This window comes from Martinezella multihospitum, from assembly GCF_900094585.1.
GTDB classification, from domain to species: domain Bacteria; phylum Pseudomonadota; class Alphaproteobacteria; order Rhizobiales; family Rhizobiaceae; genus Rhizobium; species Rhizobium multihospitium.
In genome coordinates this window covers 1-17,372 of sequence record NZ_FMAG01000002.1, presented here as the reverse complement: position 1 = coordinate 17,372, position 17,372 = coordinate 1, and the positions used below count along the sequence as shown (strand labels likewise).

16 protein-coding genes are annotated in these 17,372 nt (G+C 60.9%); 7 read left to right on the top strand and 9 right to left on the bottom strand.

Annotation, left to right across the window (positions count from 1 at the left end; genetic code table 11):
- Nucleotides 1-158: 158 nt before the first annotated feature.
- Both GA0061103_RS06905 and pgi read left to right on the top strand, forming a co-directional pair.
- The gene (locus GA0061103_RS06905) at nucleotides 159-1,856 is read left to right on the top strand and encodes a long-chain fatty acid--CoA ligase (RefSeq protein WP_092708840.1); all 1,698 of its coding nucleotides are present in this window, start codon (nucleotides 159-161) and stop codon (nucleotides 1,854-1,856) included.
- 173 nt (nucleotides 1,857-2,029) lie between these two features.
- On the top strand, nucleotides 2,030-3,655 hold the full coding sequence (gene pgi / locus GA0061103_RS06900; protein ID WP_092711120.1) for a glucose-6-phosphate isomerase: 1,626 nt from the start codon (nucleotides 2,030-2,032) through the stop codon (nucleotides 3,653-3,655).
- A 399-nt stretch (nucleotides 3,656-4,054) separates the two neighbouring features.
- Here the strand turns inward: pgi and GA0061103_RS06895 are convergent, their stop codons facing one another.
- The 3 genes from GA0061103_RS06895 to GA0061103_RS06885 all read right to left on the bottom strand — a co-directional run bounded on the left by GA0061103_RS06895 (nucleotide 4,055) and on the right by GA0061103_RS06885 (nucleotide 6,535).
- Entirely contained in the window at nucleotides 4,055-4,981 is a 927-nt protein-coding gene (locus GA0061103_RS06895) for a carbohydrate kinase family protein (protein WP_092708837.1), read from the bottom strand.
- 77 nt (nucleotides 4,982-5,058) lie between these two features.
- Complete coding sequence (locus GA0061103_RS06890; protein ID WP_092708834.1) at nucleotides 5,059-5,757, bottom strand: orotate phosphoribosyltransferase; 699 nt, start codon at nucleotides 5,755-5,757, stop codon at nucleotides 5,059-5,061.
- Nucleotides 5,758-5,884: 127 nt separating this feature from the next.
- Nucleotides 5,885-6,535 (bottom strand): TetR/AcrR family transcriptional regulator, encoded by a 651-nt coding sequence (locus tag GA0061103_RS06885; protein WP_092708831.1) that lies wholly within the window; start codon nucleotides 6,533-6,535, stop codon nucleotides 5,885-5,887.
- Nucleotides 6,536-6,634: 99 nt separating this feature from the next.
- Between GA0061103_RS06885 and GA0061103_RS06880 the strand changes: the two genes are divergently transcribed.
- Together GA0061103_RS06880 and GA0061103_RS06875 are read left to right on the top strand one after the other, a co-directional pair.
- Nucleotides 6,635-7,465, top strand: a complete 831-nt coding sequence (locus GA0061103_RS06880) for an SDR family oxidoreductase (RefSeq protein ID WP_092708828.1) — start codon at nucleotides 6,635-6,637, stop codon at nucleotides 7,463-7,465.
- Complete coding sequence (locus tag GA0061103_RS06875) at nucleotides 7,462-7,941, top strand: anthrone oxygenase family protein (RefSeq protein WP_092708825.1); 480 nt, start codon at nucleotides 7,462-7,464, stop codon at nucleotides 7,939-7,941. The genes GA0061103_RS06880 and GA0061103_RS06875 overlap by 4 nt, the downstream gene beginning before the upstream one ends.
- Before the next feature lie 39 nt (nucleotides 7,942-7,980).
- Here the strand turns inward: GA0061103_RS06875 and GA0061103_RS06870 are convergent, their stop codons facing one another.
- The 6 genes from GA0061103_RS06870 to GA0061103_RS06845 form a co-directional block, all read right to left on the bottom strand.
- Nucleotides 7,981-9,132: a GGDEF domain-containing protein gene (locus tag GA0061103_RS06870; RefSeq protein WP_092711118.1), complete on the bottom strand. Its 1,152-nt coding sequence runs from the start codon at nucleotides 9,130-9,132 to the stop codon at nucleotides 7,981-7,983.
- Between the two features lie 199 nt (nucleotides 9,133-9,331).
- Nucleotides 9,332-10,372, bottom strand: coding sequence for a dihydroorotase (gene pyrC / locus GA0061103_RS06865; protein WP_092708822.1), 1,041 nt, complete (start codon nucleotides 10,370-10,372; stop codon nucleotides 9,332-9,334).
- A 142-nt stretch (nucleotides 10,373-10,514) separates the two neighbouring features.
- Nucleotides 10,515-11,147, bottom strand: coding sequence for a nucleoside triphosphate hydrolase (locus GA0061103_RS06860; RefSeq protein WP_092708819.1), 633 nt, complete (start codon nucleotides 11,145-11,147; stop codon nucleotides 10,515-10,517).
- Nucleotides 11,144-11,953 carry an ATP-binding cassette domain-containing protein gene (locus tag GA0061103_RS06855; RefSeq protein WP_208603499.1) on the bottom strand — a complete coding sequence of 270 codons (810 nt, stop codon included), beginning with the start codon at nucleotides 11,951-11,953 and terminating at the stop codon, nucleotides 11,144-11,146. Before GA0061103_RS06855 ends, GA0061103_RS06860 begins: the two co-directional genes overlap by 4 nt.
- Nucleotides 11,929-12,993: an ABC transporter permease gene (locus GA0061103_RS06850; protein ID WP_092708816.1), complete on the bottom strand. Its 1,065-nt coding sequence runs from the start codon at nucleotides 12,991-12,993 to the stop codon at nucleotides 11,929-11,931. The genes GA0061103_RS06855 and GA0061103_RS06850 overlap by 25 nt, the downstream gene beginning before the upstream one ends.
- Nucleotides 12,994-13,165: 172 nt before the next feature.
- Nucleotides 13,166-14,191, bottom strand: a complete 1,026-nt coding sequence (locus GA0061103_RS06845) for a sugar ABC transporter substrate-binding protein (RefSeq protein WP_092708813.1) — start codon at nucleotides 14,189-14,191, stop codon at nucleotides 13,166-13,168.
- Nucleotides 14,192-14,437: 246 nt separating this feature from the next.
- On the opposite strand from GA0061103_RS06845, the gene GA0061103_RS06840 reads away from it, so the two are divergent.
- From GA0061103_RS06840 to GA0061103_RS06830, 3 genes are all read left to right on the top strand, one after another.
- Nucleotides 14,438-15,685, top strand: coding sequence for an ROK family transcriptional regulator (locus GA0061103_RS06840; protein ID WP_092708811.1), 1,248 nt, complete (start codon nucleotides 14,438-14,440; stop codon nucleotides 15,683-15,685).
- Entirely contained in the window at nucleotides 15,669-16,103 is a 435-nt protein-coding gene (locus GA0061103_RS06835; RefSeq protein ID WP_015338683.1) for an RbsD/FucU family protein, read from the top strand. Before GA0061103_RS06840 ends, GA0061103_RS06835 begins: the two co-directional genes overlap by 17 nt.
- Before the next feature lie 316 nt (nucleotides 16,104-16,419).
- Nucleotides 16,420-17,349 carry an IS110 family RNA-guided transposase gene (locus tag GA0061103_RS06830; RefSeq protein ID WP_092708808.1) on the top strand — a complete coding sequence of 310 codons (930 nt, stop codon included), beginning with the start codon at nucleotides 16,420-16,422 and terminating at the stop codon, nucleotides 17,347-17,349.
- Nucleotides 17,350-17,372: the final 23 nt, after the last annotated feature.

Below are 17,372 nucleotides of genomic sequence, written 5' to 3'. Positions count from 1 at the left end.
GGTTATTGTAGCTTCGGTTGCGCTCCAATGATTTAGTTGAGAGCAAAGACTGCGGCGATGTGAAAAGCGGGAGACTTTTTGATCGCGCAATGACACTCTACATGGCCGCCGCTCAAGACGGCGGGGCGTGGTGATGATGCGTAAAGGAGGACGTGCGCATGAATTCAGTCTCCGCTCCCTCGGATAGACCGCAAGTCAAGAAGATATGGCTTGCCTCCTATCCGGATATCGTGCCGGCGGAGCTGCCGCCGCTGGAGCATGCATCGCTCGCCGAACTGCTGGAGGAAAGCTGCGCGCGCTATGCCGACAGACCCGCCTTCACCAGCATGGGCAAATCCATCACTTATCGCGACCTCGGCCTGCAGACGCGCAAGATTGCCGCCTGGTTGCAGAGCCTCGGTCTTCAGAAGGGCGATCGCGTTGCCGTGATGATGCCGAACGTGCTGCAGAACCCGATCGCGGTTTACGGCATCCTTCGCGCCGGCTTGGTCGTCGTCAACGTCAACCCGCTCTACACACCGCGCGAACTCGAGCATCAGCTGCGCGATTGCGGCGCCAAGGCGATCTTCGTTCTCGAAAACTTCGCCCATACCGTCGAGCAGGTGCTGGCGCATACGGATGTGCGCCATGTCGTCGTCACGGCACTTGGTGATATGCTCGGCGTCAAGGGCCACATTGTCAACTTTATCGTCCGCAAGGTGAAGAAGCTCGTTCCGGCATGGTCCATTCCCGGCCATCGCAGCTTCAAGAGCGTGATCGCCGAGGGCTCGCGTCTGCCCTTGAAGCTGTCGGAACTGACCGGCAGCGACATTGCCTTCCTGCAATATACCGGAGGCACGACCGGCGTTGCCAAGGGTGCGATCCTCACCCATGCCAATCTTCTCGCCAACCAGCTGCAATTGCTGCTCTGGCTGCAATCCGCCTATATCAACAAGCCGCGTCCCGAGCAGCTGACCTTCGTCTGCGCGCTGCCGCTCTATCACATCTTTGCGCTGACGGTGAATTCGCTGATGGGCATGTCGCTCGGTGGTCATAACGTGCTGATCGCCAACCCGCGCGACATTCCGGCCTTCATCAAGGAGCTGGGCAAGTACAAGTTCGACATGTTCCCCGGCCTGAACACGCTGTTCAATGCGCTGATGAACAATCCCGAATTCACCAAGCTCGATCTCTCCAACACCGGAACGCTTGCGGGCGGCATGGCGGTGCAGCGGCCGGTCGCCGAGCGCTGGCAAAAGATGACGGGCGCCTGGATCACCGAAGGCTACGGCCTCTCGGAGACGTCTCCGGTCGCAAGCGCCAATCGTTTCGACAGCCCGGAATTCACCGGCACGATCGGCCTGCCGATCACGGGCACAGATTTCGACATTCGCGACGAGAATGGCAATTCGCTGCCGCTCGGCGAAGTGGGCGAAATCTGCATCCGCGGGCCGCAGGTGATGGCAGGCTACTGGAAGCAGCCGGCCGAAACCGCTCGCGTCATGACTGCAGACGGCTTCTTCCGCAGCGGCGACATGGGCTTCATGGACGAGCGCGGCTATACCAAGATCGTCGACCGCAAGAAGGATATGATCCTGGTCTCGGGCTTCAACGTCTATCCGAACGAGATCGAGGAAGTCGCCGTCATGCATCCGGGCGTGCTGGAGGCAGCGGCAATCGGCGTGCCCGACCCGCATTCCGGCGAGGCGGTGAAGCTCTTCATCGTCAAAAAGGACCCGGCTCTGACCGAGGCCGACGTCAAGGCTCATTGCGCGGCTAATCTCACCAACTATAAGCGCCCGCGCTTCATCGAATTCCGCACCGAACTGCCGAAATCGAATGTCGGCAAGATCCTGCGCAAGGAGTTGCGCGGCTGACATAATTCCATGTCATTCAGGAAGCCGCTCGTGCTTTTTCACGAGCGGCTTTTTTCGTTTTGGACGATACGTGAACTTGATTTACGCCCTACATAGGGAATAGTTTTCGCGACCAAACTCAAAGCGCTTGGCCCGGTTTGAAGGCCGAAAGCGCGAACCGCAAGGAGCCTCCCATGAACGCCCTCGTCGATCAACTGAAGAGCACCGCCTCTGCAACGAAGGCCACCGATATTCGTGCCGCCTTCGCCGCCGATCCCAAGCGCTTTTCCCGCTTCAGCGCCTCGTTCGACGACCTGCTGATGGATTACTCCAAGACGGCAGTGAACGACGACATCCTCGCCCTCCTTGAGAAGCTCGCAGCCGAAGGCGGCGTTGCCGCCAAGCGCGAGGAAATGTTCTCCGGCGTTGCCATCAACTTCACTGAAAACCGCGCCGTCCTGCACACCGCGCTCCGCAACCGCTCGAACAAGCCGGTGCTCGTCGACGGCAAGGATGTCATGCCTGACGTCAATGCGGTTCTTGCCGCCATGGGCAAGTTTGCCGACGGCATCCGCTCCGGCGCGCTGAAGGGCTCCACCGGCAAGGCGATCACCGACGTCATCAACATCGGCATCGGCGGCTCCGATCTCGGCCCGGTCATGGCGACGCTGGCGCTCGCCCCCTTCCATGACGGCCCGCGCTCGCACTTCATCTCCAACATCGACGGCGCCCATATCGCCGACATTTTGAAGCTCGTGAAGCCGGAGACGACGCTCTTCATCGTCGCGTCGAAGACCTTTACGACCATCGAAACGATGACCAACGCCCAGACGGCGCGCAAGTTCATCGCCGATGCGCTCGGCGAAGCCGCCGTGCAGCATCACTTCGCCGCCGTTTCGACGGCGCTCGACAAGGTGGCCGCCTTCGGCATCGACAGCGAACGCGTCTTCGGCTTCTGGGATTGGGTCGGCGGCCGCTACTCGATCTGGTCGGCGATCGGCCTGCCGCTGATGATCGCGATCGGCCCGGAAAATTTCGGCAAGTTCCTCGACGGCGCGCATGCGATGGACAACCATTTCCGCCAGGCGCCGTTCAAGGAAAACCTGCCGATGCTGCTTGGGCTCATCGGCTTCTATCACCGCAACGTGCTCGGCTACCCGACCCGCGCTATCCTGCCCTACGACCAGCGCCTGTCGCGCTTCCCGGCCTATCTGCAGCAGCTCGACATGGAATCGAACGGCAAGGGCGTGACGATCGACGGCACGCCGGTCGAAGGCAATTCCGGCCCGGTCGTCTGGGGCGAGCCCGGCACCAACGGCCAGCACGCCTTCTACCAGCTCATCCACCAGGGCACGAGCATCATCCCGGCCGAATTCATGATCGCCGCCAACGGTTTTGAGCCGGAGCTGCGCCATCAGCACGACCTGCTGATGGCCAATTGCCTGGCGCAGTCGGAAGCGCTGATGAAGGGCCGCACCTTCGAGGAAGCCAAGGCTCAGCTGACCTCCAAGGGCATGGACGACAAGAAGGCCGATTTCATTGCGCCGCACCGCGTCTTCACCGGCAACCGCCCGTCGATCACCTTCGTCTACGACAAGCTGACGCCCTTTGCTCTGGGGCGCCTGATCGCGCTCTACGAACACCGCGTCTTCGTCGAAGGCGTGCTCTTCCGCATCAACTCCTTCGACCAGTGGGGCGTCGAGCTCGGCAAGGAGCTGGCAACCGGTCTGCTTCCGGTCATCGAAGGCAAGGAAAGCGCTGCCGGCCACGATTCCTCGACGCAAGGGCTCGTGGCTGCGCTGGCAAGTCGGGCAGAGTAAAGCGTCTATTCACCTCCCCCTTGAGGGGGGAGGTCGCCGCAAAGCGGCGGGTGGGGGTGACTAGGCTCTCCGCATCGGAACGACTGAAGGATCACCCCGGCACTGCGTGCCGACCCTCCCCCTCAAGGGGAGGGTTTGCGGAACGACCGCACTGTCCGAATATGTGGTGAGAATACCCCCCTCTGTCACTGTCGTGACATCTCCCCCACAAGGGGGGAGATCACTGGGAGCTTGCCGCTCGTCCCTCGTAAAACAATAAACGGCAATTTCAGCGGATTCGATGCTTCCTTGAGGTAAAGCGTGCCTGCGCGCGACCAATCTCCCCCCTTGTGGGGGAGATGTCACGACAGTGACAGAGGGGGGTGCAGCCTCTCCTCACCCTGTAAGATCAACGAACGACTAAAGCCCTATCTCATGCGCCCAAGGCGGATTGGCGCCGGCGCGGGAGACCGTGACGGCGGCAGCCTTGGCGCCAAGAGCGAGCGCATCCTGCAGCGCCTTCTCATTGAGCGAGGCAACCTGCGCCTTGGTCAGCAGATTGTTCATCTTCAGCGACGCGAGGATGCCGGCATCGAAGGTATCGCCGGCACCGACCGTATCGACGACGGTGACGCGTTCGCTCGGCACGGAGACCTTCAGCGACTTGGTATAGCCGGTTGCCCCTTCCGCACCCTTGGTGATGACGACGAGCTTTGCGCCCTGGCCGAGCCAATGGGCGGCCAGTTCATCGTGATTGCCTGATATGCCGAACCATTCCAGATCCTCATCGGAGAATTTCAGAATGTCGGACATGGCGACCATGCGGTTGAGGCGCGCCATGTGAGACGCCTTGTCCTTGATGAAGCCTGGACGGATGTTCGGATCGAGCGAGATGACGCGGCTCTGGTGCTCGCGCTTCATCAGCGCCTCATAGGTCGCTCCGCAGGGATCGGGGATCAGGCTGATCGCGCCGAAATGGAGCGCTTCGCAATCGTCGCCGAGCGTCGGGAGATCGGCCTCGGTGATCATGCGGCCAGCCGTACCTTCATCATAGAAGGCATAGGTCGCCTGGCCGTTGACGAGCTTGACGAAAGCAATCGTGCTTGGGCGCGGCGTGATGGCGCAATAGCTGTAATCGACCTTGGAGGCAGCCAGAGTTTCGCGCAGGATCTCGCCCATCATGTCATCGGCGATGCCGGTGAAGAAGCCGGCGGGAACGCCGAGACGACCAAGCGCGATCGCGGTGTTGAAGATCGCGCCGCCGGCATAGGGGGCAAAGCCCTTTTCGCCCAGCGTCGTATCCCGCGGCAGCATGTCGATCAAAGCTTCGCCACAGCACAATATCATTCCGGCCTCCCAAAGAGCGCGTCTGTCTTATCCAGTTACATAAATCGATTAGATAGATTCAATGCAAAAGCAAAGCGTCAGTTTGTGGGCAGCTCCGAAATACCGCCATTCCAGCCGGACCAGGCGAGCGGTGCATTGAGAAAGGCCTCGACTTCCTCAAGCGTCTTGTCGTCGAACAGCTTCTGCTCCTTGGCGACGGCGAGCACTTCGCGCCAGGTCGTGATGTATTGCAGGCTGACCTTGCGGTTGGCGAAGCGTTCGACCGCCTCGGGGAAGATGCCGTAGTAGAACAGCGCCATGCCATGATCGACGATGCCGCCGGCCGCGCGGATCGCGTCGATGAAGGTGAACATGCTGCCGCCGGCCGTCGTCAGATCCTCGATGACGAGCACGCGGGCGCCGTCCTTCATATCGCCTTCGATCTGCGCGTTGCGGCCGTGTCCCTTCGGCTGCTTGCGCACATAGATCATCGGCAGGTTCAGGCGCTCGGCCAGGAAGGCCGCAAAGGGAATGCCCGCCGTCTCGCCGCCGGCAACGCAATCGAACTGCTCGAAACCGACATTGCGGACGATGATGCTGGCGGCGAAATCCATGATCGTCGAGCGGATGCGCGGATAGGAGATCAGCTTGCGGCAATCGATATAGACCGGGCTCGCCATGCCAGAAGCGAATTTATAGGGCTTGTCGGCATTGAAGTGGACCGCCTTGATCTCCCAAAGCATCCTCGCCATCAGCTCAGCCATGACAGTGCGATCGGTGAATATCATCTGGGTCATGCGGGGGCCTCCTTCGCAGCGCTAATGTTCCAGCGGCAATAGCAGCAAGCGGGCTCAGTTTCCAGACGTATGAGAGCTTTTGCAGGTATCGCCGCAGCTGCCGCGAACAAAGGCGGCTTCGAACGATCTAGCGAGCGAGCCCGAGATCCGCCGGGAGCATGGTTTTGAACAGCGCGATCACCTTGTCCCCCTCCTCCCTTTCGATCGAAATCGCGTAGCGGACGGCGGCGGCGACGAGCTGCATGGTCAATCGGGCCGTTCTAGCCAGCTCAGCCTGGTCGCGTTCCGGCCACAGGCGCTCGAGAACCGTCAGAAATGCTTGGGAATGCCATTCCATGTCCTCGGCGTCGACCTGCTGCAGCAGCTTGTCGGCATGGGTGGCGTGCCAGATGTCGCGCATGACGGGCTCATCGAGAAACATGGCGTAGTAGCCGTCGACGATGCGGCCAAGCCCTGCCTGAAGCTGGTCGTGGCCTCTAATTGCCACCAGCTCATCCTCGACGCATTGCCGGCCCTGCTCGTTGAAGCGTTCCGCCAGCACGCGGATGATCGCCGTCTTGTCGGGGAAATATTGATAGAGCGAGCCGAAGGAGACGCCGGCCTTTTCGACGATCTCGCCCATGCGCAGCGCGTCGCTGCCGTTTTTGGCAATCAGCTCGGATGCCACCGACAGGATCAGATCGACGCGTTCGCGGCCACGCTGCTGGCTGGGTATTCGTCGCGGTGTGCCCGCCTCGTCCTTGCTGCGCCTGCGTCTCGCGATCTGTTCCTGCGTCATGTCATTCCGTGCCCGTGACTGTTGACAAGCAATATAAGAGAGTTTATCACATTTCGCAAATGAGAGAATTTATCACATTTTGCACCGGAGGAGTTTGAAATGCAGATCTCACCTGTTGCCATCATCGGTGGATTGGGAAAGACCGGCGGCCGGGTCGCCGAGCGGCTGAAGGAGCGCGGCATCGCGGCTCGCGCAGCCTCCCGCTCAACGACACCGCGCTTCGATTGGCAGGAGCGCAGCACCTGGCATCAAGCGCTGGAAGGCACTTCCGCCGCTTATGTCACGTTCCAGCCGGACCTTTCGGTCGATTGGGCGGCGGAGGCCATCGGTGCCCTGGCGAAAGCCGCTATCGAGGCGGGCGTGGAGCACATCGTGCTGCTTTCCGGACGTGGTGAAGACGGAGCCGTTCGCAGCGAGGAGAAACTCAAGGCTACCGGCATCGGCTACACGGTGCTGCGCGCCAGCTGGTTCAACCAGAATTTCAGCGAGGGCGCCTTCGTGGACGGCCTTTTGCAGGGCAAGCTCGCTCTGCCAGCCGGCGATGTCCCTGAGCCTTTCATCGACGCAGACGACATCGCGAATGCGGCCGTCGAATGCCTTATCGATCCGCGTCATCGCAACCAAACCTACGAACTGACGGGACCCCGCGCGTTGACCTTCCGCCAGGCGGTTTCCGAAATCGCGACGGCTTCGAACAGGACCATCAAATACGAAACGGTTCCGATCGGCGCCTTCATCGCCGAGATGACGGCTTACGGCCTGCCGCGAGAGACGACCGATCTTCTGCATGAGCTTTTCACGCAGGTTCTCGACGGCCGCAACTCGCCTGTCATGGATGGCATCAGCCAGATCCTCGGCAGGCAACCGAAAGACTTTTCCGACTATGCCCGTGAAACCGCCGCAACCGGCATCTGGAGTGTCCAATCATGACCTTCCCGATCACGAATATCGCTCTCGTCGTCGCGGCGCTCAGCGGCGGGCTTCTCGCCGGCGTCTATTTCGCTTTCTCGACTTTCATCATGCAGGCCTTCGCCCGCCTCCCCGTCGATCAGGGGATCGCCGCCATGCAATCGATCAACACGACGATCGTGCGCTCGCCCTTCATCATGCTGTTCCTGCTGACGGCAGCGCTGTCGGTCTTCATCGCCGTGATGGCCATTCTTTACTGGCGGGGAGGCACCAGCATGATGATGCTGGTAGGCGCTGCACTCTATATCGTCGCCAGCCTGCTTTCGACGATGGTGTTCAATGTGCCCCTGAACGATGCGCTCGATAAGGTCGACGGTCATTCGGCCGAGTCGGCACAGCTTTGGTCGACCTATCTCGTCGACTGGACGCGGTGGAATCATGTGCGCACGGTCGCCTCGCTGCTCGCCGCATGCGCTTTCGTGAAGGCTCTGTTCTGAAAGCCTGGAGATGATGGGCAACCAGCCGAAAACGACCGGCTAGACCGCCCGCAGATAGGCCGCAACCTCCACACGGTTGCGGCCGTTTCGCTTTGCCTCATAAAGTGCCTTGTCGGCGGCGCGAAGCACATCGTCAAAGCCGAGCCCTTTGGCTGTGCCGGTCGCGACGCCCGCGCTGACGGTGCAGGCGAAAGATTTATCTTCGATATTGACCACTCGTGCCGCAAAGGCATCGCGCACCCGCTCGGCCACCTGCTCCGCACGACCCGGCAGGGCATTGTCGAGAACGAGCGCAAATTCCTCGCCGCCAAGACGCGCCACCGTGTCGGAAGAACGCAAGCCGAAGGAAAGTTCCTCGCCGAAAAGCTTGAGTACGAGATCGCCGGCGGCGTGGCCATGCTGATCGTTGATCGTCTTGAAGCGATCTATGTCGAAGATGATGACGGCCATCGAGGGACCGAAGGACCGGCGGCCGTAGAGATCGAACAGCGCGCGGCGATTGAGCAACCCGGTCAAGGAGTCGGTGATCGCCTCTTGACGGTGAAAGGCGGCCTGACGCCACTGATGCAGGGCCAGCGACAGCGCACCGATCCCGGTCATTCCGGCAATGCAGATCGCAAGGCTCAAATCCTCCGCCCAATTGTTGGGCGCGTGACCGAGCACCAGCTTGCCATCGGCGATCAACACGGCCGCGCACAGCGCGAAGGAAATCGCCGTCAGAGTGTAAAGCGCGGTAATGCCATAGAGCGGCGTCGGCGCCTCGCGCCGGCTCAGCCAATATTCGCGCGCCGTCAGAAGCAGAAGAATGCAGATGACAAGATTGTCACCGATGAAGGCCAACCCGTCATAACCGGCCAGCATCGGCCCGACCGATGCGGTCACACCCATCAGGCAACCGAGGACGAAGCGGATTTTGGAAAAACGGCGCTTGCGGAACTGATAGCCCGCCGCCCAGATCGCCGCGAAGCCGATAAAGAACAGCACGAAGGTCAGAATCGCGAAAAACGGGCGCGGCGTATCGACATAGGAACCGTAGATGAAGATACCGCCGACGAGCGGCACCAGACCGGCCGAACAGGTCAGGAGAAAAGTATCGGGCCGGCGCGAAAACCAGCTTCCGACCAAGGTGACCGCAAGGCATGACGCGGAAACGCCGAGGGCCAAAAGAAGCGAGTTGTAATCGACCAGCATCATGCTCTTTCAACGGTTTGGTTTCTACCGCAGGGGATTGCTGCCACGCTAGGCCGCTAGGGGTATCAAATTAGTTACGGCAAATAATAAAGAAAATGTATTTCAACAAAATATACGTTCCAAATTGCGGCATACACCAATGGAGTGTCGCAATACATCCCTAATGTATTTATATTTGCTTATGTAGATTTATCTTAAATTAAATCTCGACGTCCCAGTGCAAAGGGAACATCGGGTCGAAGACGGTGACCGGACCGGCGCCAGTTTCGATCCTGGCCGGGAAGGTAAGAACCTCGGGCCGTCGTACGAGCGTGATGCTATCCTCGTTGACAGGCAGGCCATACCAGGCCGGACCGTTCAGCGAAGCAAAGGCTTCGAGCCTGTCCAGCGCGCCTTCCTGCTCGAAGACATGCGCAAGGCAGCTCATGGTGTTGATCGACGTGTAAATGCCGGCGCAGCCGCAGGCGCATTCCTTCAGCGGATCGACATGCGGCGCCGAATCCGTGCCGAGGAAGAACCTGGCGTCTCCGCTCGTTGCCGCCGCACGCAGCGCCAGACGATGGCTTTCACGTTTGGCGACCGGCAGGCAGTAATAATGCGGGCGGATGCCGCCGACGAGGATGGCATTGCGATTGATGATCAGGTGATGCGTCGTGATGGAGCCGGCGAGATTTGCCCTTGCCGATTTGATGTAGTTGACGCCATCCGACGTGGTCACGTGCTCCATGGTGACCTTCAGTTCCGGCAGGCGCTGGCGCAACGGATCGAGCACCGTCTCGATGAACACGGCCTCGCGATCGAAAATATCCACCTCCGGCGTCGTCACCTCGCCATGGACGCAGAGTGGCAGGCCGATCTTCGCCATGCGCTCCAGCACCGGCATTGCCTTGTTCAGATCACGCACGCCGCCGTGCGAATTGGTCGTCGCACCGGCCGGATAAAGCTTGACGGCTGATATGAGGCCGCTCTTCTTGCCCTCTTCCACATCGTCGGGGCTGGTGTGTTCGGTAAGATAGAGCGTCATCAGCGGTTCGAACCGATCGCCCGCCGGCAGCGCTTTCAAGATGCGCTCGCGATAGGCGGTCGCATCCGCTGTGGTCACGACCGGCGGCACGAGATTGGGCATGATGATGGCGCGGGCAAAATGCCTGGAGGTATCGGCAATCACGCCCTCCAGCATGGCTCCGTCACGCAAATGCAGATGCCAGTCGTCAGGACGGCGGATGGTGAGCTTTTGCATGGGCGCGACCTCTGGCAATGCGAGCACGATCCTGTCTGGAAACCGTCGGCCTCTTCGGGATCGCACTCTTTGATATCGCGCTTCGATAGCACCATACGCCCCCGCAAAACAATCCGCGACGGCGGTTAAATGAGAGGCAAGGTCAATCCTGCACGATGTCGATGGTGACATCAGCTTGGCGGCGGTTCTCCAGAATCAGACGGCCGTTCGGCAGATCGTTGCCATAAACCTTGGCGCCGGCCGCCTCTTCATCAAGATCGTAGCCCCGCCAGCGCGCCCACAGCCGCTCTTCCAGCACGTCCATCGGCGGGGCGAGCATAATCGAATAATCGAACATGCCTTCCAGCTCCGCCCACTTTCCCTGGCTGAACAGCAGATAATTGCCCTCGATGACGATGAAGCGATGATCGGCCGAGACGATGCGGGCAGAGGCGATCGCAATCTCTCGCGAACGGTCGAAGACCGGCACGAGAACCTCCTGATCGGCAGCGCGCACGGCCTTGACGATATCGAGGAAGGCGCGCACGTCGAAACTGTCCGGCACGCCCTTCCGCTTCAAAAGTCCCTTCTCGATCAGCACGGCATTGTCCATATGGAAGCCGTCCATCGGCAGGACTTCGGCGCTTTCGCCCCTCACCTTCAACGCCTTGGCAACATTGTCGGCTAGTGTCGACTTGCCGGCGCCGGGAGGGCCGGCAATCGCGACCAGGAAACGTTTCATATTGCCGGCGCGTGCGATGATCTCGCCGGCAACATCATCAAGAGAGACGCTCATGCAGCAACATTCTCGACCGGCGGAGCCTTGGCACCGGTCATGAAGGCAACAGCATCGGACATGGAATAATCCTTGGGATTGATGACGGTCAGGCGTCGTCCAAGGCGATGGATGTGAATGCGATCCGCAACCTCGAAGACGTGCGGCATATTGTGCGAGATCAAGACGATCGGCAAGCCGCGCGCACGCACATCGAGGATGAGTTCAAGGACCTTGCGGCTTTCCTTGACGCCAAGGGCTGCCGTCGGTTCGTCCATGATGACGACCTTGGAGCCGAAGGCGGCAGCGCGGGCGACGGCGACACCCTGGCGCTGGCCGCCAGAGAGAGTTTCCACCGCCTGATTGATGTTCTGGATCGTCATCAAGCCGAGTTCCGAGAGCTTGTCGCGAGCGCGCTTTTCCATGGCCGGGCGGTCGAGCATCCGGAACACGGAGCCGAGAATGCCCGGCCTGCGCACTTCGCGGCCGAGGAACATGTTGTCGGCGATCGAGAGCGCCGGCGACAGGGCCAGGTTCTGGTAGACCGTTTCGATGCCGGCCTCCCGCGCCTCCATGGGCGAGCGGAAGTGAACGGTCTTGCCTTCCAGCTTGATCTCGCCCTCGTCGGGGGTGACCGCGCCGGAGATCGCCTTGATCAGCGAGGACTTGCCGGCGCCGTTGTCACCGATCACGGCAAGAATCTCGCCGGGATAGAGATCGAAATCGGCATTGTCGAGGGCGGTCACGCGGCCATAACGCTTGACGAGACCGCGGGCAGTAAGGATGGGTTCGCCGGTCGTGGTCATGCCGATACCTTTCTGATCCATTGATCGATCGCGACGGCGCCGATGATGAGAACGCCGGTCAGAAGCACCTTCCATTGCGGGTCGGCGCCGAGCATGTTGAGGCCCATGGAAACGACACCGACGATCATGGCGCCAAAGAGCGTGCCGAGGATCGAGCCGCGGCCGCCGAAGAGCGAGATGCCGCCGATCACGGTTGCGGTGATTGCCTGAAGATTGAAATCGGTCACTGCGGAAGACGGCGAGACCGAGCCGTTGCGGCCGATGGAGACCCAGGCGGCAAGCGCTGCGATCAGTCCCGACACGCCATAGACTGCGAGAAGAACCTTCTTGGTCTGGATACCGGCGAGTTTCGCCGCCTCCGGATCGTCGCCAACGGCATAGACATGCCTGCCCCAGGCGGTGTGATTGAGGACATACCAGAGGCCGATGACGAGGAGCACCATGGCGATGACGCCGAGGGTCAGCACGGCACCGCCGACACGGAAGCTCGCGGCGAACAGATGCAGCAGCGGCGCCTTTTCATCGACATCGGTGTCGCGGATGGTTTCATTGGCCGAATAGATGAAGTTCGTCGCCATGACGATATTCCACGTGCCGAGCGTCACGATGAACGGCGGCAGCTTCATATTGGCGACGAGGAAGCCGTTGAGCAGCCCGCAGAGGCCGCCCACGATCATGCCGGCGACGACCGCGATGGGCGTCGGCAGGCCATATGTCACGGCGACATTGCCCATGACGACCGAGGAGATAACCATGATGACGCCGATCGAGAGATCGATACCGGCAGTCAGGATGACCAGTGTTTGGGCCGCGCCGAGAATACCGACGATGGCGATCTGCTGCAGGATGAGCGTCAGCGTATAGGCAGAAAAGAACTTTCCACCGATGGTGATGCCGAAGATCACGATCGCCAGCACCAGAACGATCAGCGGCACCGCCGCCGGCGTCGAATGCAGAAAATGCTGCACCCGCTTCAAAAGAGAGACATCGTTGCGCTCGAACGAAGCGACGTTCTTGTCGCTACCGTCGAGAACACGTTCGAATTCCTGTGCTCCGGACATAATTATTCCTCCGCCACCGCGCACATGCGCGGAAACCGCCGGCTGTTAGGGGCCAGCCAGGATCTGAGCCCGACCGACGTGACTGTTGCGATTGTCTGCTCCCTGTCAAAGAGCCGCGCCAGCAGGCGCATGACGCGGCTCCCGAAGGGACTATATCACATTCGTGAGGAGCTTAGCCCCAGCACTTGTTGAGGCCTTCCTTGGTATCGATGGACTTCAGGCCGGAAACCGGCTTGTCCGTCACCAGGGAAACGCCGGTGTCGAAGAAGGTCTTGCCTTCGGTCGGCTTCGGCTTCTCGCCGCTATCGGCGAACTTCTTGATCGCCTCAACGCCGAGGGCCGCCATCATCAGCGGATACTGCTGGGCAGTTGCGCCGATCACGCCATCCTTGACCGACTTGACGCCCGGGCAGCCGCCGTCGATGGAAACGATCAACACCTGCTTTTCGAGGCCGACGGCCTTCAGGGCCTGATAGGCGCCGGTTGCAGCCGGCTCGTTGATCGTGTGGATGACGTTGATGCTGGAATCCTTCTGCAGAAGGTTTTCCATGGCCTTGCGGCCGCCTTCTTCATTACCGTTGGTGACATCATGGCCGACGATGCGCGGATCGGTTTCGTCGCCGATCTTGTTCGGGTCCTTCGGGTCGATGCCGAAGCCGATCATGAAGCCCTGGTCGCGCAGAACATCGACCGACGGCTGCGACGGCGTCAGATCGAGGAAGCCGATCTTGGCATCCTTGGCCTTGTCGCCCAGCGTTTCCTTGGCCCACTGGCCAACGAGCTTGCCGGCAAGCAGATTGTCCGTGGCAAAGGTGGCGTCGGCGGCATCGGCCGGCTCAAGCGGCGTGTCCAGCGCAATCACCAGCAGGCCGGCATCGCGTGCCTTCTTGACCGAGGGAACGATGCCCTTGGTGTCGGATGCGGTGATCAGGATGCCCTTCGCACCATCGGCGATGCAGCTCTCGATCGCGGCAACCTGACTTTCACTGTCGCCATCGATCTTGCCGGCATAGGACTTCAGCGTCACGCCGAGTTCCTTGGCCTTGGCGGTCGCGCCTTCCTTCATCTTGACGAAGAAGGGATTCGTATCGGTCTTGGTGATGAGGCAGGCGGAAACGCCGGCAGCCTTGGCAGGTGCTGCAAATGCAACGCCGATCGCCAGAGCGGCGACTGCTGCGGAAATAACAGATTTCTTCATTCAATCCTCCCGATGTTTGAAAAGCCGGACCTTCCGGCAGCCCCGGGCCTGAACCCGGCTTGAAGACGCGCCATGCCTGTCGGATTATTTCCAGCGGACCTCCTCCACGGCCATATGCGCATCTCCTACCCCCATATCTGAGCCTAAAGATTTCCAGCTGTCAATAAATAAATCGGATTGAATTATTAATTCGATGTGGCATTCTGGAAAAAAATCAGGCATGGCCATGATGGAAGGAGCAGGCCCATGTCTCTCGTGCACGACCCGGAGGACACACCCACAACGCCAGCGATTCTCGACCCCTCAGGGGGCGCGAACCAGCTTGGCGTGCGCGCCCATAACGAACGGCTCGTGCTATCGCTCGTGCGCCGCCACGACGCCTTGTCGAAGGCCGATATCGCTCGACGCAGCGGGCTTTCGGCGCAGACAGTCTCCGTCATCATGCGGGCGCTGGAGAAGGATGGGCTGCTATCGCGCGATGCGCCGGTGCGTGGCCGTGTCGGCCAGCCATCCATTCCCATGCGGCTCAATCCGGATGCGGTGCTCTCCTTCGGCGTCAAGATCGGCCGGCGCAGCGCCGACCTCGTGCTGATGGACTTTGTCGGCGGCATCAGGATGCAACTCCATCAGACATACCCCTATCCCCTGCCCCAAGACATCATCGCCTTCGTCACGGCCGGCATCAAGGAATTGGAAGGACGTCTCAATGAGGACCAGCGCCGCAAGATTGCCGGAATGGGCGTCGCAGCACCTTTCGAGCTCTGGAACTGGGCCGAGCAGGTGGGTGCCCCACCCGGCGCGATGGATGCCTGGCGCGGCTTCGATCTGAGAACCGAAATCGCCTCGCGCGTCGCTTATCCTGTCTTCCTGCAGAATGACGCCACCAGCGCCTGCGGTGCCGAGCTGGTCTTCGGTGTCGGCCCGCATTATCCGGATTTCGTCTATTTCTTCATCGGCTCCTTCATCGGCGGCGGCATCGTCCTGAATTCATCCGTCTTTGTTGGCCGGACCGGGACGGCCGGCGCGCTCGGCCCCCTGCCCGTGCGCGGCCGCAACGGCGAGAACCGGCAGCTGCTGGAGATCGCCTCGATCTTCGTGCTGGAAAACCTATTGCGGGATCATGGTTTCGATCCACGCCCCCTCTGGTATTCGGCGGATAATTGGATCGATTTCGGCGAGCCGCTGGAGGTCTGGATACAGGATACGGCCAAGGCATTGGCACAGGCGATCGTCGCCTCCGCCTCGGTACTCGATTTCAGTGCCGCCGTCATCGATGGCGGCTTCCCCGACTGGGTGCGGGAACGCGTGGTGCGCGCAACCATCAAGGCAGCTGCGGAACTCGATCTTCAGGGCGTCGTCATGCCCGATATCATCGAGGGCGCCGTGGGGCCGCAGGCCCGCGCCATCGGCGGCGCCAGCCTGCCGATCTTCGCGCGCTACCTCATCGACCAAAACGTTCTTTTCAAGGAGATTGAGCATGCTGAAGGGCATTGACCCGCTGTTGAGCCCGGAACTTCTGGCGACGCTACGCGCTATGGGCCACGGCGACGAGATCGCCCTCGTCGACGGCAATTATCCCGGTCTCGAACATGGACGCCGTCTCATCCGCCTCGATGGTCACGGCGTCATTCCCGTGCTCGATGCCGTGCTGAGCGTGCTGCCGATCGACGATTTCGTGCCCCAGGCGATTTTCCGGGCGACCGTCAAGCAGGACCGCGATGCAGTTGACCCCGTTCATGCGGAGATGATCGAGTGCTGCGCCCGGCATGTGCCCGAGATCAAGGTCGTGCCGCTACTGCCGGCGGAATTTTATGAGCGGGTGCAGCGTGCGCATGCGCTCATCCAGACCAGCGAGCCCCGGCTCTATGGAAACATCATCCTGCGCAAGGGTGTGATTTATCCGAAGGGGTAGCGAGCCGCTCTTAAAAGCCCCTCATCCGGCCTTCGGCCACCTTCTCCCCGCCAGCGGGGAGAAGGGGATGGGCGCACCTGCAGCCTCCCTACCAACCAATTATCCGGACGAGAGCGAGAGGTAGTCCCCTTGTAACTTCCGTTTATCCGCTATTGGCGCTGTAGTGCCGGTTGCGGTTGGGGATGGAAGACCGCCGCTCCTTTGGGACAGCAAGCCCGTGGGAGAGCTTGGGTCTCCGTCCGCCATTCCATTGAACCCGAACAGTCGCCGGGGCCGCTTGCGAAGGCAAAGCCCGCTTAGGCAAGGATGGGATCAGATGGAGACGATCGTTGGTATCGATGTTTCGAAGAACCGGCTCGACGTGGCGGTCGTACCGCAGGGTGAAGCCTTCGCTATCGGCAATGATCATGCCGGCATCGATGAATTGATTGGTCGGCTGAAGACCATCGGCGCTGATGCGATCGCACTTGAGGCGACGGGCGGCTTCGAGACCCTGGCGGTGGCCGAGCTGTCATCAGCGGGGTTGACGGTCCTCGTCGTCAATCCGGCGCAAGTGCGTGCCTATGCCAATGCCATTGGCCGCAGGGCCAAGACCGATCCGATCGATGCCGCCGTCATCGCCGCCTTCGTCCTGGCGACGAAGCCTGAGATCCGGCCGTTGCGCGACGCCGAGACGCAAGCTCTTTGCGAACTCGTGGCCCGTAGGCGGCAGATTGTGCAGATGATCGTGGCCGAGGAGAACCGGTTGCGCATGGCGCTGGCAAAGCAGGCGCAGAAAAGCATCAAGCGATTGCTGACGGCCTTGCGTCGCGAGCTGGAAAGTCTCAATGCCGATCTCGACGACCATATCCGCAAGTCGCCGGTCTGGCGGGTGCGGGAGGAACTGCTGACCTCGGTGCCGGGCGTCGGGCCGACGACGGCCCGCACGCTGTTGGCCGAACTGCCCGAACTCGGCAGTCTCGACCGACGCCAGATAGCATCACTGGCAGGCCTTGCCCCCTGGACGCGGCAATCGGGAAAATGGAAGGGCAAGAGCTTCATCAGTGGCGGCAGGGGCAAGGTGCGCGCCGTCCTCTTCATGGCCGCCCTCGTCGCCAGCCGCCATAACCCAAGCCTCAAGGCCTTCCGCGACCGTCTCGTCGCCCAAGGCAAGCCCAAAATCGTCGCCATCGTCGCAACCATGCGAAAACTGATCACCATCCTCAACGCCATCATTCGAGACAATAAGCCATGGCAAAACGCTTGACTGATAAGACAGTCGCTCTCCCC